The sequence below is a fragment of the Streptomyces violascens genome (genome assembly GCF_014649955.1).
GTDB lineage: Bacteria > Actinomycetota > Actinomycetes > Streptomycetales > Streptomycetaceae > Streptomyces > Streptomyces violascens.
On the sequence record NZ_BMUA01000041.1, the window covers coordinates 1 to 20,878 of the forward strand.

The following is a 20,878-nucleotide window of genomic DNA, read 5'->3' on the forward strand; positions in this document are numbered from 1 at the left end:
TCACACCACGCCCACCCCCAACTCTCTTGACACCCCAACGACATGGGGTGTCTGTCACCTGGTCTCCGTCGCAGACTGGCCCGTGCACCCGCTGTCATCAGCCCTGCTGTCGGTACGGGGTCGGAGGGAATCCGTTGTGTGCGGCCTGCCGTGAGCGGTTGACGCACGACGGGCCGTGACGGCGGCACCTGGGCCCGTACCGACCACGCTGCTCCTGCCGGACGGCCAGACGATCGAGCGGGTACGGCTCTACGAGCGCCAGCAGCTCGACACCGGACTGTGGATGTACCGCATCGGCGTCCCTCTGTGGCAGACCAGTAAAAACTGGATGAATGGCGAAGGTTCAGACAGGGGCGGCGCTCTGTCCCGTCAGGCCGATGCGTGCTCGCCTCGTGGCTGGGGAGTCTGCGGTCCGGGCGGGGATGGTGCTGTCGTCTGGTGCGCCGGGATGCCGGGCTGGCCGGGCCGCAGCCCGACCAGCTGGCGGGGTGGGTTTAGAGGTAGAGGGCGTGGAGGGGTGCGGGGCTGCTGATGAGGGCGGGAGGGCCGTAGCCGTCGGGCTGGAGGTCGGTGTGGGACCAGGCGGTGCCGTTGTGGGTGCTCAGGCGCAGGACGCCGGACACGGTGCGCCAGGCGAAGTGGAGGTTTCCGCCGGCGGAGCCCACTGCGGGGGAGTCCACGCTGGTCCATTCGGGGAGGTTCTGGGGTGGGTGCCAGTTGGTGCCGTCGTCGGTGTAGGACAGCCACAGGGCGCCGGTCATGGCCAGGTGGGCCATGTAGAGGCGGTCGCCGTGGACAGTGAGGGAGACTCCGCGGGGGGTCTGCCAGTTGCTGACATGTGTGGCGCTGGTCCAGGTGGCGCCGGTGAACTTTGACCAGCACACCCTGCCGTCCAGGCCGATGACCGAGCAGTACAGCGTGCCCTTGAACGAGACGAGGGCGGGACTGGCGGGGACGCGCCAGTCATGGATGGCGACGGGGGCGCTCCAGCCGTCGGCGGGAGTCCACCGGTTCCAGTACACGGCCTGGTCGAATCCCACGTGCACGCAGTAGAGCGCGCCGTCGTGTTCGGTGACGGCGGCCGGCAGGGGGCTGTCGATGCCGCGGACGGGGCTGGGCGGCAGGGCGGGACTGCGTGTCCAGTACAGCTGGCCGGTGGAGGAGTGCGTGTAGAAGACATGCGGACTGCCCTCGAAGGAGCATCCCGTGGGTGGGGTGCCCGCGTAGATCTGCCCGGGAACGCGGGCCTCCGGGTACCACCCCGAGCCATCGTGCCTCCGGTACCTGGCAGTGAGTGGGAAGCGCTGGGCGTTGCCGCGCAGCCACAACCGGTGGCGCCCGCCGTGCCCGCCGTCGAACAGCCACGATTCCTCGCGGTTGCCGGTGAAGTAGTGGGTCAGAGCCGAGTGGGACAGGCCGATGGACCGCTCGCACACCAGGTCGTCGTCGTTGGTGAGCCAGCCCAGGAGCGCGTTGATCAGTTCACCCAGGACGGCCAGCAGGGCCGCCCAGCCCTCGGCGTTGAACTCGCGGTCGGGCGGGCTGTAGTGCTGCTCCTGGGAGGCGTCGGCGAGACGCTTGGACATCGTCCGCAGCACTTCGCGCATCTTGTTGTAGAAGCCGCCGGAACTGTCGTCGGCCTCCCAGCACTCGATGTTCAGCGACACATACCCGCGCACGGTGCCGTTGGTCAGTTGCACCGCGTGGTCGCCGGTGAAGTAGCGGTGGCTGCCCTTGACGATCGAACCGAACTCGGGCGTCTTGGCCGAGCTCTGCGCCTCGGTGTCGGTGCCCGCCGCCATCGCCCAGTAGATCTCGTCATGGCCGACCTCCCCCGAGCGGCGCTCGCATTCGAACCGCTCCGCCTTCAGCGACAGGACCATAGGCGCGGCGAACGCGGCCGGCGCGGCCCGCTCCGTTCCTACCTCCGGCCGCGCGCCGGTCAGCACGGTCACCCCGGTGCCGTAGCGGCCCAACGCCTCAAGGAACTCCTCACTCTCCTTGGGCCCGTCCAGCTCCAGCCGCGTGACATCCACGACCTCGACATTGGGCTGCGCCACGATCTCCGCCGCCACCGCCGCCAGATCAGCCCGGAACTCCTCGAAGTCGTAACCGCTCTTCACATCCAGCGCATTGATCGCCGCGGGGAACACCTGAACACCGCCCCGGGACGCACGCTGCTCGGCGAACACCCGCCCCCACGCGGCGATCTCCTCATCATTGACCGCACCCGCCCGCAACACCTCCAGCAGCCCCGCCTCCAAAGCGGTGGCCTCCAGCCCCTGCTCCAGCCTTGATGCCGCGTGCAACGCGGCGCCCAGCAACAGGTTCTGCCCCCGGCTCAGCCCCCGACGCCGCGCCGTACGCGACTCGGACCGCGTCCCCTGAAACCCCTGCACGGTCTCGCGCACCCGCGCCAGCCGCTCCTCGGCACTGCGGAATTCCGCCATCAACGCCCCCTCCCACCACAGCCCCTGGCCGGGGCCCAGGGAGCGCAGCTAACGGCATCCAGCCAAGAACGGACAAGAACGGTATACCGGCCAGAGTGTCCGGAAGCCCCCTGCCCACACCAGACCTCACGCTCCAGCCACAACGCCGATATCAAGAACCGAAACAACGTTCGCCGTCCAGCCAAAGACCCGCGCGTCACACTCACTTGGACCCGAATAGCGCACGCCTGAAACAACGCCTCTGCACCAGTACGGGGGCACCGAACCCGTCCAGTACGACGGGTCACAGCCGCGCAGCTCCGCCCCATCACCGGTATCGACCTGAGCGCCGTCCCCACCACCCGCCGCCCCACCCCCGCAACACCCGCTGGGTGGGCCTGGGTCCTGGACAGCCGCGCCCACGGCCGGGCCGGCCGGGCCGCCACCATCCACACCGCCGGATGCCGGCTGGTCCGGCGGTGCCGCCCAGGGGCGCGGAGATGCGGGAAGGCATCCGGCAGCTGTCGCGGGCGTTCTCGCCCGGAGCGCCGACCGAGGTCGGTTCGGTCACCGACGACATGGTGGCTCAGGTTCCGGTGCGCATTTACCGGCCGACCGCCCAAGGTGCGGTGCCGACTGTGGTGTTCTTCCACGGCGGCGGCTGGACGACGGGCGATGTGGACACCCATGACGGCGCCACCCGGCGGATGTGCCGCGATGTGGAGGCCGTAGTGGTCAGCGTGGATTACCGGCTCACCCCCGAGCATCCCTTCCCGGCCGCGTTCGACGGCTGGCTGGCCGTGGCACAGTATGTGGCCAACCAGGCAGCCGACTTCGGCGCCGGCCCGCTGGGGGTGGCCGGAGACAGCGCGGGCGGCAACCTGGCCGCCTCGGTCGCCCTGGCCCTGCGCGATGAGGGACGCCCGCTCGCCGCCCAGCTGCTGGCCTACCCCGCCATCGACCTGTCCGGCCAAGACGACTACCCCTCCCTGATCGAGAACGCCGACGTCCCCGGCCTGACCCGAAGCGACTTCGAGCAGTGCGTCGCGCGCTACCTCGCTGGCTCCCAGGCCGGGACCGGCTTCCCCGCCTCACCGATTCTGGCCAAGGACCACCGGGGGGTGGCCCCGGCGGTCATCAGGGTCGCCGGCCTCGACCCCATCCGCGACCAGGGCCTGGCCTACGCCGACGCCCTGACCGCCGCCGGGGTCCCGGTACGCACCCACACCTACCCCGGGCCCATCCACAGTTTCCTCAACTTCGACGCGGTCGTCCCCGCCGCCGGCGACCGCAGGCCAACTGCTCGCCGAATTCCGCGACCTCCCCCACCCCTGACCGCCGGCCTCCCGGTCCTCAGCCGCGTCGCGGACCGGCCGGCCCGGATCCGGCTGTGGAGGAGTGGAGCGCGGCGATGCTGCTGACCCCGCTGACCGTACTGACGGGGATCCCCAGTTCGTCGGGCTGCTCCGTGGCGACGCCGCCGATGAGGGTCTGCCTGACCAGGTCCTGGCCGGGGCCATCGGCGGTCGCGGTGGCAGGGAAGGCGGCAAGCAGTCCCAGCGCGATGGCAGCGGTCGCGAGCACGGCCCGGCGGGCAGGCAAGAACGTCATGATCGCCATAATGGGCTCAGGACACGTGCCCCGACGTGCCCTGAGGGGCACATTCCCCCGCAGGTGTGCCGGGCGGGAGATCTGTGCGACACCAGCCTGCCCGCCCCGGACCGGAAACCGGACCAAAGCCCCTACCCGAACTCCCGGCCGGCTGCCGAGAATTGAGCACACCCGAAACACCGCACCTTCTGACCTGCCCCAATGCGCCGACGCATCCGGACAGAAGCCCAGGATGCGGTCAGGACGTGGCGCAGTTGAACGCGAGGAGGTTCGGGGTGCCGTCGGGGAGCTCGGCCACCAAGCCGTGGGTGGCGACCTCGGTCGAGGTCCGGATTGTCCGGGCAGTCGGCGGTCTCGGTGCGTATTGGGACGGTACCTGCTAGTACGCCGAATATGCGCGTTTCGTCACAGCCGTCACTCAGGCCTCTGGAGCCGAAACCCCTGCACCGCAGCTCTCGTCCTGTTGGCCGTACGGATGCAGGACCAAGTGAGGTAGCGGGTATGACACAGACGGACACGGCAGTGGCGGGCGGCGGCAGCGCGGAGGGCGAACGCTTTGGGGTCCGGCTGCGGCGTCTGATCGACGGCCGGCGCGGTGACCGTGGCATCTGGCGCCGCGGTCCCGTCCTCGCCGGCCTCGCGCTGCTGCTGGCCGTGGCCCTGTTCTTCCACGCGGAGATCCCGAACGCGGTCGGCAACCTCGGCAGCCTCACCGAGACCTTCCTGCCGTGGCTCGGCATCCTGGTACCAGTGCTGCTCGTGCTCGCCCTGTGGCGCCGCTCGGCCACCGCCCTGATCGCGGTGCTGGTGCCGGCCGTGATGTGGCTCAACCTGTTCGGCGGGCTGCTCGGCGACAAGCAGAGCTCCGGCGGCAACCTGGTCGTCGTCACGCACAACGTCAAGGCCGACAACCCGGACCCGGCCGGCACCGCCCGCAAGCTCGCCGCCTCCGGCGCCGACATCCTCGCCCTGGAGGAGCTCGACACCACCGTCTACGAGCGGGTGCTGAAGGACAGCTACCCGTACCACGCGATCGAAGGCACCGTCGGGCTGTGGTCCAAGTACCCGATGAGCGACACCCGGCCCGTCGACATCAAAATCGGCTGGACCCGCGCGCTGCGCTCCACCGTCCGGACCCCCGCCGGCCCGGTCGCGGTCTACGTCGCGCACATGCCCTCGGTACGGGTGAAGCCGGAGGCCGGGTTCACCGTGAAGCAGCGCGACAACAGCGCCAACGCCCTCGGCGACCTGATCGCCGGCGACTCCCTGCCCAAGCGGATCCTGCTCGGCGACCTCAACGGCACAATGAACGACCGCTCCCTCAACAACATCACCTCACAGATGCGCTCCGCCCAGGGCGCGGCCGGCGACGGCTTCGGCTTCAGCTGGCCGGCATCGTTCCCCATGGCACGGATCGACCAGATCATGGTCAAGGGCATCGAACCCAAGTCGGCCTGGACACTCCCGGAGACGGGCAGCGATCACCTGCCCGTCGCGGCCAGGCTCCAGGTGTGAGGACGAAGCACGCGGCGAAGGCCTTCACCGCACGGCCAGGGCTGTCGCAGAAGCGGAGGTCGGGGACCTGCGCCTCGCTCTGTGCGTTTCCGCGGGGCCGCACTGCGTTGAAGGCGGCCGCCCCGACGTGTGCGGCGCCCCTGCCGCGAAGCCGTGTCCCCCGACACGCGGGCCGCCTGGCCCCGCCGAGTCCAAGGCCCACCCCTTTAACGGACCAAACCGGCCGAGGAAGGGGAAGGCGTGAGTTCGAGGACGCCCCCGCGCCGACCGGGCGAGCACTGCGCCCGCTCAGTTCCGGCCTGCCCCAGCCACCACAACAAGGCCCTGAACTCGCTGGTCAAAGCCTCGGCCACACAGTCATGATGAGCCCGCTCGGTTTCCGCAGGACGAGAGGACCACCCCATGGCACTGCCCCCGTTGACCCTCGAGCAACGCCGGGCCGTGCTCGAGAAGGCATCCGCCGCCCGCAAGGAGCGCGCAGCCGTGAAAGAGGCGCTCAAGCACGGAAAGGTGTCGCTGCGCGACGTGCTGGACAGCACCTCCGAAGCGGTCCGCAAACTGCCGGTCCGGGCGCTGCTCGAAGCGCTCCCCGACGTCGGCAAAGTACGCGCCCAAAGGATCCTGGACGAGATGCAGATTTCCGAGAGCCGCCGGGTACGCGGCCTGGGCAACGCCCAGAAGGAACGTCTCCTCGAACGGTTCACGCCCCACAACTCAGGGCCTCAACGCCAGCTGCCCTGGCGGATCGCTCCGCGTTCGAACAAGGCTTGCCAGCCTCGAAGTTACCGGCCAACGTCGCGGATGCCCTGCCCCGCGCCACAGGGCACAGGGGGCACAGGGGGCACAGGGGGCACAGGGGGCACAGGGCCAGCGTGCCTCTGTACGGCTCGGCGACCTTCCATCGCGAATTATCCGCGAGCCCTACCCCCTCAAGCCCTCGACAGAGACAAGCGAACTCCGCTTCCGCGTCACGAAGGAAGTGGCCAAACTCGTGAACGTCCGGGCGGCCTGTCGTCAAACGATCGTTTGACGACAGGGGTCTTCTTCTGGAGATGCCCGCGGGGGTCTGCAGCAGCGTTCGCTCAGACCTCGGGCCGGGGGGCGAGGGTGGTGAGGGCGGTGGCGATCTGGTCGAGGCGGGCTGGGTCGAGGGCGTAGAGGACGTAGTAGCCCTCGCGTTGGGTGGTGGTGAGTCCTGCCTGGGTGAGTTGGTGTAGGTGGCGGGAGGTCACGGAGGGGGACAGGCCGAGGAGGGTGGCGAGTTCCTGGGTGGTGCGGCTCTGGGTGGCGAGGTGGGTGATGATCTGCAGGCGTGGGGCGGCGGCCAGGGCCCGGAGTGCGGTCAGGGTTTCTTCCTGGCTGGTGGGACGGGCGGCCGAGGCGGGCGCGAGCGGCGGGGCGGGATAGGTGATCCGCAGGGGCCAGGGGGCGTCGCAGGTGACGCGGACGTGGGGCCACACATAGTGGCTGGCGGTGAACGTCACCGGGTGCTCGCGGGTGACGGTGATCTCGTGGTCGTGTGGGCGGTCGAGCCGCAGGGTCCGCCCGCCGGGGTCGATACGGATCTGCGGGGCGAGAGTGCGGAGCATCGGGAACAGGCCCTGGTGGGCGATCCGGGCGCCTGCACGGGCGATCGACTCGTACAGGGAGGGTTCGACGCGCTCCCATTCCTCGGCGAAGGCGGCGCCCCAGTAGTCCTCCAGGACGGTGAGCGCGTCGTCGAGGACGGGGAGAGGGTCGGTGAGGATGCCGTCCAGCCGTGCCGCCCGGCCGGGATCGCTCTGCCGGAGCTCGGTGAGTATCGCGTCGCGGGTGGCGGGGTCGTGGACGAGGTCGTAGCCGGCGTGGCGGGTGGTGTCGATGAGCGTCTGTGCGAGTTCGGCGGCCAGCAGAGCGGGCGGCAGCGTCCGTACGGCCGCGAGCTGACCTGCGAAGTCGGCGTCGTGATCACCGGCGCGGCTCTCGAAGAACGCGGGGATGTAGTCGGCCACGACGAAGCTGTGCTCGCGCATCCGCCGGCGCAGGTCGGCGGGCAGGCGGCGGCACCGCCTCACCCAGGGCACGTGCAGGGCGTGGTGGCCGGGGTCGGTGAGGACGTGCCAGGAGTGCACGGCTTCGAGCAGCGGTGAGACGGAGAAGGCGATGTCCTCCTCGGCCGTCTCGGTGAAGCGCAGGGTGATCACGATTGCAGGATTTCACAATCAGTTGATCGGATCTCGCCGCGTCGATCAGGCTCAGGAACAGACCGCGCGCCGTACGGCCCGCAGGTCGACTCTCCTCCTTTCCGAGCCGAAGGCCGCAGGTCCCTCCATGAGTACGCCCGAAGCGCACTGGCGAGCCGTGCTGGACGCGGACGGCTGCCCGTACACCGTCCACGAGCACGCCGCCGCGTACAGCGTCGCCGAGCGCCAGGCCCTGCCCTTCCCCTGGTTGCAGGCGGTCAAGACGCTCGCCTTCACCACTCCGGACATCCCGCTGCTGCTCGTGGCGCTGCGCGCGCAGGACCGGGTGGACTTCGCCCGCCTCGCGGCCGTCCTCGGCACCAGCCGCTCCCGGCTGCACACGGCGGATGCTGGCCTGCTCACTGCGGAGGGCCTGGTGCCCGGGGGTGTGCCGCCGGTCAGCCACCGGCCCGGAGTGCCGTGCCTGATCGACACCGCGGTCACCGAACCGGACCGGCCCGTCTACTGCGGCGCCGGGACGGCCGACCGCACCCTCCAGATCGACTCCGCCGCCCTGGCCCGCCTCCCGCGCGCCCAGGTCGCCGCCCTCTCCCGGTAGCTACCCCGCCCGCGCGCCGGGCCCACCCCTCGTACAGCACACGCACCGCGCACAGACCTCTCCGGCGTTGCCGCACAGATCAGGAAGTACCGGCCCATGGTGAGTACCGAAAGCCTTCTCGCGTTCGCCGCGATGTCCCTCGTCGTGATCGCGATCCCCGGCCCGAGCGTCCTGTTCGTCGTCGGCCGCGCCCTCGCCCACGGCCGCCGCACCGCGCTCGCCACCGTCCTGGGCAACCTCCTGGGCTGCTACGCCCTCGTCCTGGCCGTCGCCCTCGGCGTCGGCGCGCTGGTCCAGAGCTCGGCCACCGTCTTCACCGCCGTAAAGCTGGCCGGCGCCGCCTACCTCGTCTACCTCGGCGCCCAGGCGTACCGCCACCGCGGCCGCCTGCGGGCCGATCTGACGACCGGGGAGGGCGAACGGCGCGGCGATCTGCGCACGGTCCTGGACGGCCTGCTGGTGGGCGCCACCAACCCCAAGGGCCTGGTCTTCTTCGCCGCGGTCCTGCCGCAGTTCGTCAACCACGACGCCGGGAACATCCCGCTGCAGATGATGGTCCTCGGCCTGATCCCGGCCGCCATCGGCCTGGTCTGCGACACCGTGTGGGGCCTGGGCGCCTCGGCCGCCCGGACCTGGTTCGCCGGCTCCGACCGCCGCCTGTCGATGATCGGCGGCGCGGGCGGCATCGCCCTGATCGGCCTCGGGCTCACCGTCGCCACCACCCGCCACTGACCCTTCCCGTACCAGTCGGCCGCCGCCGAGCCGCACGGACCCGCTGTCTAGTGCCGGATCAAGCAACGTTCGCCTCATAGGGCCGTCTGAGATCATGGGCTCATGGACGAGGAAGTCATTCCGATCCTTCGGGTCGAGGACGCTGTTGCGACGGTGGATTGGTACGAGCGCCTGGGCTTCACCAAGCAGTGGGAGCACCACTTCGAGCCGGGGCTCCCTGCCTTCGTCGAGGTTGCACGTCGTCCAGTGCGGTTGTTCTTGTCGGAGCATCAAGGAGACGCCCGTCCCGATACGTTGGTGTATCTCCGCGTGAGTGACGTCGATGCCGTCGCCGCCGAATTCGGTGTACCCGTGAAGGACGCTCCGTGGGCGCGCGAGATCGAGCTTCGCGACCCTGACGGCAACCGCCTGCGGGTGGGCACCCCAACGCAGTGACTCCCGCGGGCGGCGTCCGGCAGCGAGACTGCTGCGGTGGCGGAACGCGTGCGAGTCCGTGAGATCGATGACGACGAAGGGCAACGGCTGCTGCGGATCGTCCGCAGGAGTACCGGGTCGGTGGTGACCTGGCGGCGGGCTCAGATGGTGTTGCTGTCCGCGCAGGGCATGCCGGTGGCGAGGATCGCCGAGGTGTCGTTCACCAGCGCCGGCCGGGTCCGGGATGTGATCCACAACTTCAACGCCGACGGCTTCGGCCCGCTGTATCCGAAGTACTCTGGCGGCCGTCCGAAGACGTTCACGCTGGCCGAGCGGCGTGAGATCAAGAAGATCGCCAAGTCCAAGCCGACCGAGCATGACCTGCCGTTCTCGGCCTGGAGTCTGACCGAACTGGCGGACTTCCTGGTTGCCGAGGGGGTGGTCGACGACATCAGCCGCGAGGGCCGAGGAAGGCGTCTCCTTTCAACGTCTGAAGACCTGGAAGACGTCCCGTGACCCCGACTACGCGGCCAAGAAGGCCCGGGTCGAGCACCTCTACGCGATCGCCGACGGAGAGGTCATACCCGAGGACGGTGAGCCCGACGTCGTCTTCTGCATGGACGAGTTCGGCCCGCTCAACCTGATGCCCCACCCAGGCCGGCAGTGGGCCGAGCGCGGCGGCACACACAAGGACCCCGACCGCGAACCGCGCCGACGGCAGCGGGCGACCTACAACCGCAACGGCGGAGTACGGCACCTGTTCGCAGCCCTCGACCTGCCAGGGACAAGCTCTACGGCCACATCAAACCGGTCAAGCGGCGCACTCAGTTCCTGGAGTTCTGCCGCTACCTCCGCACCCTCTACCCGGCCCAAATCCGGACAGCGATCGTCTGCGACAACTTCCCCCCGCACCTGACCACGAAGAAGTGCCAGCGGGTCGGCACCTGGGCCGCGGCGAACAACATCGAGATCGCCTACACCCCGACAAACTCCTCCTGGCTCAACCGCATCGAGGCCCAGTTCACCGCCCTGCGCTACTTCACCCTCGACGGCACGGATCATGCCACCCAGAAAGAACAGGGCAGCTTGATCCGCCGCTACATCATCTAATGGGCAGTGAAAGACGGTTGCTCCGTGGCTGCGACCGTAGGCAGGTCCAAGGTCTATACATCATCAGGGCAGACAGCCCCTTCGCCAGACTGACCTTGGCGAAACCGCCACGCCGACGACCGACGCCTACGCGCCGTCGTCGACAGGGCAAAACGTCGCCTGATACGGCACTGGCCACCATCGCGGCCCTGGACGCCCTCGCGCGCCCCGGCACGGCGGCGTGCACCACGTGCGACGCCGCCGAAACCCTTCTGCCACGAGTCACCTCCCAGGCGAAAACTCGCAGAAGGCTTCACACATCAGACCCTGCCGAGGCCCGGGCCCCCGCCACTGTCGGCGACTCCCTACTCGTCGTCCCCGTTGTCAGAGCCGTTGTCCCGACCGTGCTCGTGACCGTGACCGTGCCAGCCACCATGCTCCTGGCCGTCGTCCCGGCCCTGGCCGTGATCCCGGCCGTTGTCCTGGTCGTCATCCCGCCCCTGACGGTCGTCGTCCCTACCCTGGTCCCGGCCTTGACCCCGGCCATTGTCCCGGCCGTGCTCCACCACGGTGCTCCCACCGAAACCACCGTCATGGGCGAAACCGACACCGACACCGAGAGTGGACAACCCCACAACCGCCGCGGCCACGACCGCTACCCGCTGAAACCTGCGCATCATTCGACCCTTCCCTACGTGGACACGAAGCCTTGACCAAACTACCAAATGTAATCATATGCATACTTTGTGTAGCTATCCGGGATCTTGGCTGATCTTCCATCCGGCGCCCCGGAGCAGTGACGAAAAGCCCGGATGCCGCGCCCGTGGCGCGGCCACTGGGCCTGAACTGCGGGCCGGCGGCCACGGTGACCTCGCCCGCGGACGGTCGTTGAACCCGTCGCTCAGGAAAGAACGCCGTGCACCAGGGGCCCGGGACTGGTCAGGGCCTGGGCCCCTTTGCCGTGCGCTCCCGTCCGTGGGGACCGTCACCGGAAACCGGAGCGCGAGGGTATGCCCCGGCCCTACCCTGGCGCCATGAGCGCCGCCACCGACGGGTTCGTCGGCCCGCGGATCGCCTCCCAGACCTTCCACCCCGGCGGACGAGTGGAGACCGAGCGAGCGCCCGCAGTATGGACACTGGCCCACCGCGGATACCGCGGCAGCGGGCGCCTCGACATCTGGGTATACCGCACCAAACAGCTCGCTCTCGAAGCCGGCGCGACCCTGGCCATGGAATGCGGCCTGGACGAAGACCCCCACGCCCAGACCATGTTCAAAACCCGCCGCTACCAGGCCGTACTCGACCGCTACGAGGAAACCTCCCCGGACAGTCACCTCCTACGCGTCCAACTCGCCTTCCTCCAACCCGAGTAGACACCCCACCCCGGCACCGATCGACCCGGCCCCAGCCAGGTCGTCACAGTGACCGCTGTGCGGCGCGGGCCCGCCTTCCTCGACCAGCGCCTCGGGAGCGAGCGGGTCACCATGGACGGCCAGGACCACGAACGTACGGCTCGGAGTGTGGGTCTCCCACCAGAAGAGCCGCCGCGACAAGCTCAATGCCGACCAGCTCGCGCAGCTCGCCGAACTCGGACTCGACTGGGCACGCGACGGTTAGGGTGACCTTGGTCCGGGGCGGGTGGCTGGCAACCCCGCCAGTAACGGAACGCTTCGCCCCGGACCACCAAGAAGTGTGCGATCCAGGGTGCGTTTCGAGGTGCGGTCCGTGAGCCCTCTCACTGGCTCCCGGCCAGTCCGCGCAGCCGGTCTCGGATCGCGTGGCGTTCGGATTCCTCGCGGGCCAGAGCCTGCTCGTGGGCCCCGGGGTCGCGGCGGTCCTCGATGGCCTCGCGCACGATCGTGGCCAGAACGTCCGGTGACAGCGCCTCGGCCTGCGTCGTGGCCGTGTCGGCGAACGAGCGCCGGTCACTGGCCTTCAGCGGCGCGGTCGGCAGGCCGTAGAGCGCGACCTGGTGCGCGGTGACCGCGACCCGCTCGAACTCCACCACCGCACCTGCAGCCGCCGCGAACGCGGACACGTCCTCGGCCAGCGAGCTGAACAGATGCTCACCACTCGGGTCATGGTCACCCAGATGGAGAACAACGGTTTTTCCGGCCCCCCGCGGCGGCCCGGACGGCCGCATCATGCTTGCCCGTCAGAGCGTCGAACCCTCCTCCTGAGAAACAGGCGATGCCGAACTCGCCGTCCAGCTTGGCAAGTTGAGGGACCATCCCCGCCGTCTCGCACCACAGCTCCAACCGCACGAGCTGGCCGGCCTGGCGGTCGACACAGTAGTCATCGGCCGCCGACTCTACGGCCGCCCAGAAATCCTCGAGGCCGGCGAAGGACGTCGGGGCATCCACGGCGATCTGTGTGTCATCCCGGATCACGTCCCACGAGACCCAGCCGGAGCGGCGGGCCATGCCGACGTACTCACACATCCGCCTGTAATCACGCTCCGTCTTCGCCAGCACGCCATCGCTCGGGAGTACGTAGAACAGCTGCCGAAGCGAGACAGGAAGGTGGTCGCAGTAGCGGTCGAGGACGGCATCGACCGCCGTCAACACCCGCACCGTCTCCCGCCGCGGCCGCCAATGCGGCTGCGGCCCACGCGCCCGCCTGTCCGGCATCACTACCCCGCTCACACACCGAAAGTCCGCCCCGGCGTACTTTCCCCCACCTAGAGGCTCAGCACAGGGTGCTACCGCCAGCATTCACCCCAGCAACGCTCACCCGGCTCGCATCTCGCGCCATCGCCATGCGGGGTCGTGGCGAACCGATCCGGCACCGACTCGTTGAACAGCCCGCCTTCCCCCCAAGGGCACCGATCGCAGGGCCTCGCCACAGGCGGGGCCCTGCGGCCGCGCCTTCACAACCACCTGCGCCCCCCCTGCCGCACCGGTGTTGAACAGCAGCCGAGATTCGGGGCTTGCCCGGCGGCCGGCTTCCTGGCTCGCTCCGCAGGACTCTCCCCATTCCCTCCGAGGCGCTGAACGCCGCTCTCCCGCCCGCTCCGCCACGGAGCAGCGGGCGGGGTGCGCCTGTACTCCTTCCGCGACCAAGGGACGTGGAGCGGTGGCTCGACGTGCGCGATCAGCTCCTGGACATTGAGGTACGGGGCCCTGGCCGTGGGGCGGGTTCGGGTTCCGGGGGCGCTTGAACCAGACAGCTGCGGCGTGCTGGCTGAGCAGCGCGACGAGGACGATCGCGCCGAGCAGGGCGAGGATGCCGCCCTGGATGCCCGGGCGGTGCCGCCGAGGTCGGGGACGATCTGGATGCTCGCCAGGACGATCGATGCGATACGGATGCCGTTTCCCGCAGTGCGGTAGCGGACAGCGAGGACGAGCAGGACGAGGCCCATGATGTTCTGGCCGAAGGTCGCCCCGGAGGCCTTCGGGCCCTCTGCGATGCCGACCAGGACCGACATCACAGCCGTGAGTCCCGTCATCGCGATGATGGTGATGCGGGCCGCCCAGACCGTGGCCGGCATGGCCATCGGCGGTTCGGGGGCCGGCGGGAACGGCGGGAGGTAGGGCGTGGGGGACGGCGGCGGGGGCGGGTACTCGTTCGACATGCGGCAACCGTAGGGAGCGCCGCGGTGCGCGGTTGCCTGGGAATCGTGGGGGTCCGCCAGGTGCGGGCGGGTATGGGCGGGGTTGGGTTTTCAGTCGTCTCCGTTCCATCCGCCGGCTTCGAAGCCGGCGATCTGGCCGGGGGTGCCGGGCGGCGGCCACAGGGAGCCCATCGGGCCGATGGGGCCGGGCGGGTAGACGTACATGATGTCGTCGATCTGCCGGACGGCCTCGAGTGCGCGGCGCATGCTCCGTACGTAGGCCTGGTCGGGTTCGGCCGACTCCACCTCGCTCTGCAGGGCCAGCAGTGTGCTCAGGGAGCCGGGGCCTTCGGCGCGTTCCGCGGCGGCCTGCCGGGCGTCCTCCCGGCGCCGGGCGCGTTCCGCCTCGGCCCACGGGTGGTCGGCCGGCAGCCATTCGCCGTCCAGCGGGTCGGCGGGCGGCCGAACGCGCCGTCCATGCCAGCCTAGCCGCCGAGGCTGCCGGGCCGCGGCGTCAGCTGCCCCGTCGCCAAGATCGGGTAGTCAGGCTCCTTAAGCAGCTGGGCAACAGCCTCGTACAGATCGCGGCGAGGACCGGTATCCCCACGATCTCGCTTCACCACTACCTTGCCGGGACAGCCTCCGCCGCGCGGTCTGGAGACTCATAATGACCTTGATTCCTGACCCACGGCAGGTCGATGTCAGGGCAGAAATGGTCGAGACGGGGGGGCGTAGCGGTGCGAGACCAACTTCTCGGGGGTCGTTACCGGTTGGGGCGGCAGCTCGGTGAGGGTGGGATGGGGCAGGTCTGGGAGGCGCAAGACGAGACGCTGGGGCGGCTTGTCGCGGTCAAGGTGATCTCCTTACTCGCCGGTCGCGGAAGCCTCGGGGGTGACGCACGCGCCAGATTCCTGCGCGAGGCCCGGATCACCGCCCAACTGCAGCACCCCAGCATCATCACCATCCACGATCTCGGAGAGACGGGCGCGTACAACGAACGTGTCCCGTTCCTCGTGATGGAACTGGTCCGAGGCGAGGGCCTGGACGCAACACTGCGCCGAGGTGCCGTCGCTCTGCCGGACGCGGCCCGGTGGGGCGCACAGATAGGTGACGCTCTGGCGGAGGCGCACACCGCCGGAATCATGCACCGGGACATCAAGCCGTCCAACATCCTCATCACCCCGTCCGGCCACGTGAAGGTCCTCGACTTCGGCATCGCGCGGGCGGCCGACCCCTACGCGACCGGGGACCGGCTCACCCAGACCGGATTCATCGTGGGCACGCCCCCCTACATGGCCCCCGAACAAGCACGCGGTTTCCCGGAACCGCGCAGCGACCTGTACGCGCTCGGCTGCCTCCTCTTCGAACTGATCACAGGCCGGCTACCGTTCCAGGCCCCCGACACCGTCGGCTACCTCACGGCCCACCTCACCCAGGAACCCCCCGCCCCCAGCACGGTCTCCGCTGCCGTCCCCTCCAGGTGGGACGACATCGTTCTGAGGCTGCTGCACAAGGACCCGGCCCAGCGGTATCCGAACGCCGCTGAACTCTCCCAGGCACTGCGAGAACTCGACCGCGCCTCCGAGCCCGCGCGCCCGGCAGCAGTGCCCACCCCACCCGCCACCCCACCGGAGGCCACGACAGCGTTCCGGATGCGGGTTGAGCTGGTCGCCCCGATCCCCAGCCAAGGCATTGTGGTCGTCGGCGGCCACATCGAGTCTGGTGTCATCAAGGTCAACGACGAGGTCGAACTGGTCGGCACGACGGAGAAGTCGATCAAGGCCACGGTCACCGGTATCGAGATGTACCGCAGGCGACTCGAGGTGGCCCAAGCCGGTGACGGCCAATGCGGCTTGCTGCTTCGCGGCATTGAGAACAGGCGGGTGGAGCCCGGCATGGTCGTCGTGACGCCAGGTGCCACGCCCACACCAAAGCCTGGTTTCCGACGCGGTCACGATCGGGGTCAGGTCACCGTGCCGACCGTCCCGGACTCCGCGGCCTTCGCTCCGGAACCGGAGGCGGTCACCCGTCCGACAGCAGTCGGGCCGCCGGTCGGCTACGCACGGGTCGGCAGTCCGATGATCGGCGGCGACAGCCCCGTCTCGGCACTGGCGTTCTCCCCGGACGGGTCTCTGCTGGCTTCCAGCGCCGCGGACGACGGGTCGCTGTGGCTGTGGAATCCGCTCACGCGCCGCCCGTCCGGCCAGCCCCTCGACACCCGCAGCACCGATGCCTGCTCGGACGCGGTGTTCTCCCCGGACGGGTCGCTGCTGGCCGTCACCGGTGGCGATGAAGAGGACACGGTGATGCTGTGGGATCCGTACACCAGGCAGCTGGTGGGCGAACTCGTCTGTGAAGCCATCGCTTTCACGGTGGTGTTCTCCCCGGACGGGTCCCTGCTCGCGGTCGGCGACTCGCGTGGCACGGTATCGCTGTGGGACCCGGTCAACAGGCAACAGGTCGGCGACATCGGCGTGGACGGCGACCGCGTGACCTCGGCCGTGTTCTCTCCCGACGGATCCGCACTGGCCACCGTGGCAAGCGGCAAGGCGGTGCAACTGTGGGACCCCGCCACCGGTAGACCGATCGGCGAACCCTTCGTCGATGCCGGGGCACCGCCAGCGCGTCCGGGCGGATGGCTGCGGCGTCATGGCTGGGGCACCCCGAAACGCCCGCCTGGCGGTTTCAACGAGGTGGCGTTCTCGCCGGACGGGTCCATGCTGGCCGCTGCCGGCCCTGGCAGGGTGCAGCTGTGGGACACGGCCTCACGGCTCCCCATCGGGCAGCCCTTGACGAGCCGATTCCCCTTCAACGCGGTGGCCTTCTCCCCCGACGGGGCCGTGCTGGCCGCCGCTGGCGGCGACGGCCAGGTGCACCTGTGGCACCCGGCCACCGGCAACACCATGGACGGACCACTCGACGGCGGCGACTCAATCTTCAGCCTCACGTTCTCCCGCGACGGGTCAATGCTCGCCACCGGCGACATCGAAGGCGCCGTGCACCTGTATGCCCGCCTCACCCCGAAGACGCACCCACGATCTCCCCGAAGAACATGAGGTGCGCAGGGATGACGTGGCCCAGCAAGAGGAGGAGGTACAGGCCGCGGTCGGCCTGGTGAGGAGCTAAGGGCTTGCAGAAGAACAACACGCTGGTTTCGGTTCTGGGGCTGATTGTTGTGGTAGGCCTCGCTGACCAGGAAAGATGTGGCGTCGGCCGCTGTCGTAGAGCGTCGCGCCCATTCCTGAAGTCAGGCGGAACCTGCAGCTCAGCGAGCCACATACCGCACGACGGTGAACCCGAACCGGACATCAGCGTGTTGTTCTTCTGCAAGCCCTAAGCCGGCGTGACGGAACGCCGCGCCCCGGGGCCCGGGCATCGGACCAACTGCGTCTTCGTAGCCCGGCTCGGCGCAGGACAGGAGCTGCCCCGTCGGCCACACGAGCCTCTCTGGCCCGGTCAGTTCCGCACGGAGATGCTCCTGGTCCGCACGGACATACCCCTGGCGGTGAAGTCGGCAAGGGCGGGAAGGGAAGACCTGCTGGGAGCGGAATGTGAGCTGGACTCAAGGCGTCTCCGATGAGACCTCGCGGGCCGCGTGGCCGAGGGCGCGGATGAGTGGGCTCTCGTCGGCGGTCCGCCACACCAGCGCCCAACGTACCGGTGGCATGTCTCGGACGGGAACGAAGGTGAGGCCGGGCCAGGAGTAGTAGAGAGCGGCATCGCGTGCCGCGCCGAGGACGCCATGTCCGGCGGTGACGAGGCCGAGCACCTCGTGCCAGGTGGAGGGCAGCCGTGCGCTGCGGGCGATCGGGCGGCCGGAAGGAGTGTGGAACGGTTGGAACGCGGCTTCCATGGAAGCGGGGAGCCGTCCGGGCAGGAACGCGCAGTGGTCGCCGAGGTCCTCCACGCAGATCGACTCGCGTTCGGCATAGGGGTGGCTGGTGGACACCATCAGGAGGACGTCGGAGACGTGAACGACGGGGCCGACGGTCAGGTCCGGCTCGCTGACGGGGAGGTACACCAGTGCCACGTCGGCGTCGCCCGAACGCAACAGGTCCAGCGGTGCGGGTGGTTGGACTTCCCGGTGGCGCAGGGTCACGTCCGGGTGAGTGGATTCGAAGAGGTCGAGGACGGGCTTGATGGTGTGTGCCATCGGCCCCATCGTCCCCAGGGTCAGTGTCCCCGACACAGCGCCCGTCCTGGCGCGTGCCTTCGCGATGCCGTCGGAGATCTGCCGGTAGCCGGCTGACAGGTCCTGCTGGAGCTGCTCGCCCAACGCCGTGAGCCGTACGGTGCGGCTGTTGCGCTCGAACAGCGGGCCGCCGACCCGGCGCTCGGCCTTGCGGATCGACTGGCTGACCCGGGCCGTTGTGATGTGCAGCCGCTCGGCCGTCCGGCCGAAGTGCAGTTCCCTGGCGAGTGCCAAGAAGATCTCGATGTCTCTGAGCTCCACCATCCCCCCTCGAACGTAAACCTATCGCTTAACGCTGTGTTGCCGGACTCCTCGTTGCCGGCCCCGGCGTCCGCCCAGCAAGATGATCACCAGCCCCTGCTTCGGAGGGGATCGATGTGCATGGGGGATTTCGTGATGGACGTGATTGTGGTCGGCGGCGGACCGACCGGCTTGATGCTGGCCTGCGAGCTGCGACTGCACGGTGTGCACATGGTCGTGCTGGAAAAGTTGACAGAGCCGACCGAGCAGTCCCGTGGACAGGGCCTGCACGCGCGCAGCGTCGAGATGATGGATCAGCGGGGCCTGCTGGACCGGTTCCTCGCGGTGAGCGAGAAGTTCAGCGTCGGCGGTCTCTTCGGCGGCATCGCCAAATCGTGGCCGGACCGGCTGGACACGGCTCACCCGTACGGCCTCGCCACCCCGCAGCCCGTCACCGAGCGGCTGCTGAACGAGCGCGCCGTCGAACTCGGCGCCGAGATCCGGCGCGGCTGCGAAGTGACTGGGGTGAGCCAGGACGAGGACGGGGTGAGCGTCGAGCTGGCGGACGGCACACACCTGCGCTCGCGCTATCTCGTGGGCTGCGACGGCGGCCGTAGCACGGTGCGCAAACTCCTCGGCGTCGGCTTCCCCGGCGAGCCCGCCCGGGTCGAGACGCTGTTGGGCGAGATGGAGCTGTCACAGGATCCGGCGACGGTTGCCGCGACCGTCGCGGAGGCCCGCAAGACCCAACTGCGGTTCGGCGCCACCCCCAACGGGGACGGGACGTACCGCGTCGTCGCACCCGCCGACGGGGTGGCCGAAGACCGTGCGACCGCCCCGACCCTTGAGGAGTTCAGGCAGCAGCTGCGGGCCGTCGCGGGCACCGACTTCGGCGCGCATTCGCCGCGCTGGCTGTCCCGGTTCGGTGACGCGACCCGGCAGGCCGAGCGCTACCGGGTCGGCCGGGTGTTGCTTGCCGGTGATGCGGCGCACATCCACCCGCCGACCGGCGGGCAGGGGCTCAACCTCGGCATCCAGGACGCGTTCAACCTCGGGTGGAAACTGGCCGCCGAGGTGGGCGGCTGGGCACCGGAGGGGCTGCTGGACACCTATCACGCCGAACGGCACCCCGTGGGCGCCCGGGTACTGGAGAACACCCGCGCGCAGATCACCCTCCTGGGGACCGACCCGGGCGCGGCCGCGCTGCGCGAACTGTTCTCGACGCTGATGGACTTCGAGGAGGTGAACCGGTACGTCACTGGGATGATCACCGCCGTCGATGTCCGCTACGACCTCGGCGAGAGCCACGACCTGCTCGGCCGCCGGATGCGGGACGTGCTCCTGAAGCAGGGCCGCCTGTACGAGCTGATGCACGGCGCCCGCGGACTGCTGATCGACCGGACCGGCCGACTCACAGTGGAGGGTTGGGCGGACCGCGTCGACCACGTCGTCGACGTCAGTGAGGAGCTGGACGCCCCCGCTGTGCTGCTGCGACCGGACGGCCACGTGGCATGGGTCGGCGAGGACCAAAAGGACCTGCTCAGCCACCTGCTCAAGTGGTTCGGCACTGCCGCCGCCTGAAACCTCGTCAGAAAGGAAACGACGCGTGATGCCATCTGTTCCCGCCGACCCGACCGTGGTGCATCCGATGCCCGAGCAGCCGCGGGTGGTGCTGCTGAAGCCGCTGGTCACCTCGCCGCTGATCGAGGTCGGAGAGTTCTCCTACTACGACGACCCCGATGACCCGACCGCATTCGAGACCCGCAACGTGCTGTATCACTACGGGCCGGAAAGACTGGTGATCGGGAAGTTCTGCGCGCTGGGTGAGGGCGTGCGGTTCATCATGAACGGCGCCAACCACCGCATGGACGGCCCCTCGACGTTCCCCTTCCCGATCATGGGCGGTTCCTGGTCCGAGCATTTCGACCTGATCACCGGCCTGACCGGACGCGGCGACACGGTGGTGGGCCACGACGTCTGGTTCGGCTACCGGTCCATGGTGATGCCCGGCGTCCGCATCGGCCACGGGGCGATCATCGCTTCCGGATCCGTCGTCGTCGACGACGTTCCCGACTACGGCATCGTCGGCGGTAACCCGGCCCGCCTCATCCGCCGCCGCTACAGCGACACCGACATCAACCGCCTCCTGGCGGTTGCCTGGTGGGACTGGCCGCTCCAGCACATCACCGAACACCTCCGCACGATCATGTCCGGCAGCATCGACGACCTGGAGAACGCGGCGCCCCCGCTCCGGTGAACCACTCACGTTCCTGAGAGCCGGACCCAGGCTCGCGACTGCTGCCGATGCGCGGTGGCTTTCAG

The 20,878-nt window shown here is 69.5% G+C and carries 20 protein-coding genes and 2 pseudogenes; 15 read left to right on the forward strand and 7 right to left on the reverse strand.

Going from position 1 to position 20,878, the window contains the following annotated elements:
- Positions 1-494: 494 nt before the first annotated feature.
- A complete protein-coding gene (locus IE206_RS38910; RefSeq protein ID WP_189970924.1) occupies positions 495-2,450 on the reverse strand; it encodes a PLL family lectin in 1,956 nt (651 codons plus the stop codon).
- Between the two features lie 479 nt (positions 2,451-2,929).
- Here IE206_RS38910 and IE206_RS38915 point away from each other — a divergent pair, with 479 nt between their 5' ends.
- Positions 2,930-3,850, forward strand: a complete 921-nt coding sequence (locus tag IE206_RS38915) for an alpha/beta hydrolase (protein ID WP_189970926.1) — start codon at positions 2,930-2,932, stop codon at positions 3,848-3,850.
- On the opposite strand, the gene IE206_RS38920 is transcribed toward IE206_RS38915, so the two are convergent.
- A complete protein-coding gene (locus IE206_RS38920; RefSeq protein WP_189970929.1) occupies positions 3,783-4,040 on the reverse strand; it encodes a hypothetical protein in 258 nt (85 codons plus the stop codon). The two genes, IE206_RS38915 and IE206_RS38920, sit on opposite strands and share 68 nt — an antisense overlap.
- Before the next feature lie 501 nt (positions 4,041-4,541).
- Between IE206_RS38920 and IE206_RS38925 the strand changes: the two genes are divergently transcribed.
- Together IE206_RS38925 and mihF are read left to right on the forward strand one after the other, a co-directional pair.
- Positions 4,542-5,555, forward strand: a complete 1,014-nt coding sequence (locus tag IE206_RS38925) for an endonuclease/exonuclease/phosphatase family protein (protein WP_189970931.1) — start codon at positions 4,542-4,544, stop codon at positions 5,553-5,555.
- A gap of 402 nt (positions 5,556-5,957) precedes the next feature.
- Positions 5,958-6,257 (forward strand): annotated as a pseudogene (gene mihF / locus IE206_RS38930) (integration host factor, actinobacterial type); the annotation flags it as partial.
- 380 nt (positions 6,258-6,637) lie between these two features.
- Here mihF and IE206_RS38935 read toward each other — a convergent pair.
- The gene (locus IE206_RS38935; RefSeq protein WP_189970933.1) at positions 6,638-7,738 is read right to left on the reverse strand and encodes an ArsR/SmtB family transcription factor; all 1,101 of its coding nucleotides are present in this window, start codon (positions 7,736-7,738) and stop codon (positions 6,638-6,640) included.
- Positions 7,739-7,865: 127 nt separating this feature from the next.
- Between IE206_RS38935 and IE206_RS38940 the strand changes: the two genes are divergently transcribed.
- The 7 genes and pseudogenes from IE206_RS38940 to IE206_RS43325 all read left to right on the forward strand — a co-directional run bounded on the left by IE206_RS38940 (position 7,866) and on the right by IE206_RS43325 (position 12,188).
- A complete protein-coding gene (locus IE206_RS38940) occupies positions 7,866-8,336 on the forward strand; it encodes an aminoacyl-tRNA deacylase (protein WP_189970935.1) in 471 nt (156 codons plus the stop codon).
- Positions 8,337-8,432: 96 nt separating this feature from the next.
- The gene (locus IE206_RS38945; protein WP_189970937.1) at positions 8,433-9,068 is read left to right on the forward strand and encodes a LysE family translocator; all 636 of its coding nucleotides are present in this window, start codon (positions 8,433-8,435) and stop codon (positions 9,066-9,068) included.
- Between the two features lie 102 nt (positions 9,069-9,170).
- Positions 9,171-9,503: a glyoxalase superfamily protein gene (locus IE206_RS38950; RefSeq protein WP_189970939.1), complete on the forward strand. Its 333-nt coding sequence runs from the start codon at positions 9,171-9,173 to the stop codon at positions 9,501-9,503.
- A 36-nt stretch (positions 9,504-9,539) separates the two neighbouring features.
- Positions 9,540-10,589 (forward strand): annotated as a pseudogene (locus tag IE206_RS43500) (IS630 family transposase); the annotation flags it as partial.
- A gap of 398 nt (positions 10,590-10,987) precedes the next feature.
- Positions 10,988-11,284, forward strand: coding sequence for a hypothetical protein (locus tag IE206_RS38965; RefSeq protein WP_189970941.1), 297 nt, complete (start codon positions 10,988-10,990; stop codon positions 11,282-11,284).
- A 321-nt stretch (positions 11,285-11,605) separates the two neighbouring features.
- Entirely contained in the window at positions 11,606-11,944 is a 339-nt protein-coding gene (locus IE206_RS38970) for a hypothetical protein (RefSeq protein WP_189970942.1), read from the forward strand.
- 55 nt (positions 11,945-11,999) lie between these two features.
- Positions 12,000-12,188, forward strand: a complete 189-nt coding sequence (locus IE206_RS43325) for a helicase associated domain-containing protein (protein ID WP_268254467.1) — start codon at positions 12,000-12,002, stop codon at positions 12,186-12,188.
- 118 nt (positions 12,189-12,306) lie between these two features.
- On the opposite strand, the gene IE206_RS38980 is transcribed toward IE206_RS43325, so the two are convergent.
- Both IE206_RS38980 and IE206_RS38985 read right to left on the reverse strand, forming a co-directional pair.
- The gene (locus IE206_RS38980) at positions 12,307-12,609 is read right to left on the reverse strand and encodes a hypothetical protein (RefSeq protein ID WP_189970946.1); all 303 of its coding nucleotides are present in this window, start codon (positions 12,607-12,609) and stop codon (positions 12,307-12,309) included.
- Between the two features lie 46 nt (positions 12,610-12,655).
- Entirely contained in the window at positions 12,656-13,135 is a 480-nt protein-coding gene (locus IE206_RS38985; RefSeq protein ID WP_189970948.1) for a hypothetical protein, read from the reverse strand.
- A gap of 612 nt (positions 13,136-13,747) precedes the next feature.
- On the opposite strand from IE206_RS38985, the gene IE206_RS38990 reads away from it, so the two are divergent.
- Complete coding sequence (locus IE206_RS38990) at positions 13,748-13,900, forward strand: hypothetical protein (RefSeq protein WP_189970949.1); 153 nt, start codon at positions 13,748-13,750, stop codon at positions 13,898-13,900.
- Between the two features lie 30 nt (positions 13,901-13,930).
- On the forward strand, positions 13,931-14,104 hold the full coding sequence (locus IE206_RS38995) for a hypothetical protein (protein ID WP_189970952.1): 174 nt from the start codon (positions 13,931-13,933) through the stop codon (positions 14,102-14,104).
- A 131-nt stretch (positions 14,105-14,235) separates the two neighbouring features.
- Here the strand turns inward: IE206_RS38995 and IE206_RS39000 are convergent, their stop codons facing one another.
- Positions 14,236-14,391, reverse strand: a complete 156-nt coding sequence (locus IE206_RS39000; RefSeq protein WP_189970954.1) for a hypothetical protein — start codon at positions 14,389-14,391, stop codon at positions 14,236-14,238.
- Positions 14,392-14,822: 431 nt separating this feature from the next.
- Between IE206_RS39000 and IE206_RS39005 the strand changes: the two genes are divergently transcribed.
- Positions 14,823-17,180: a protein kinase domain-containing protein gene (locus tag IE206_RS39005; RefSeq protein ID WP_189970955.1), complete on the forward strand. Its 2,358-nt coding sequence runs from the start codon at positions 14,823-14,825 to the stop codon at positions 17,178-17,180.
- Between the two features lie 506 nt (positions 17,181-17,686).
- Here the strand turns inward: IE206_RS39005 and IE206_RS39010 are convergent.
- The gene (locus tag IE206_RS39010; RefSeq protein ID WP_229853354.1) at positions 17,687-18,580 is read right to left on the reverse strand and encodes a LysR family transcriptional regulator; all 894 of its coding nucleotides are present in this window, start codon (positions 18,578-18,580) and stop codon (positions 17,687-17,689) included.
- A gap of 129 nt (positions 18,581-18,709) precedes the next feature.
- Here IE206_RS39010 and rox point away from each other — a divergent pair, with 129 nt between their 5' ends.
- Complete coding sequence (gene rox, locus IE206_RS39015) at positions 18,710-20,137, forward strand: rifampin monooxygenase (protein WP_189971003.1); 1,428 nt, start codon at positions 18,710-18,712, stop codon at positions 20,135-20,137.
- 28 nt (positions 20,138-20,165) lie between these two features.
- Positions 20,166-20,813, forward strand: a complete 648-nt coding sequence (locus tag IE206_RS39020) for a CatB-related O-acetyltransferase (RefSeq protein WP_189970957.1) — start codon at positions 20,166-20,168, stop codon at positions 20,811-20,813.
- The last annotated feature ends 65 nt before the right edge of the window (positions 20,814-20,878 follow it).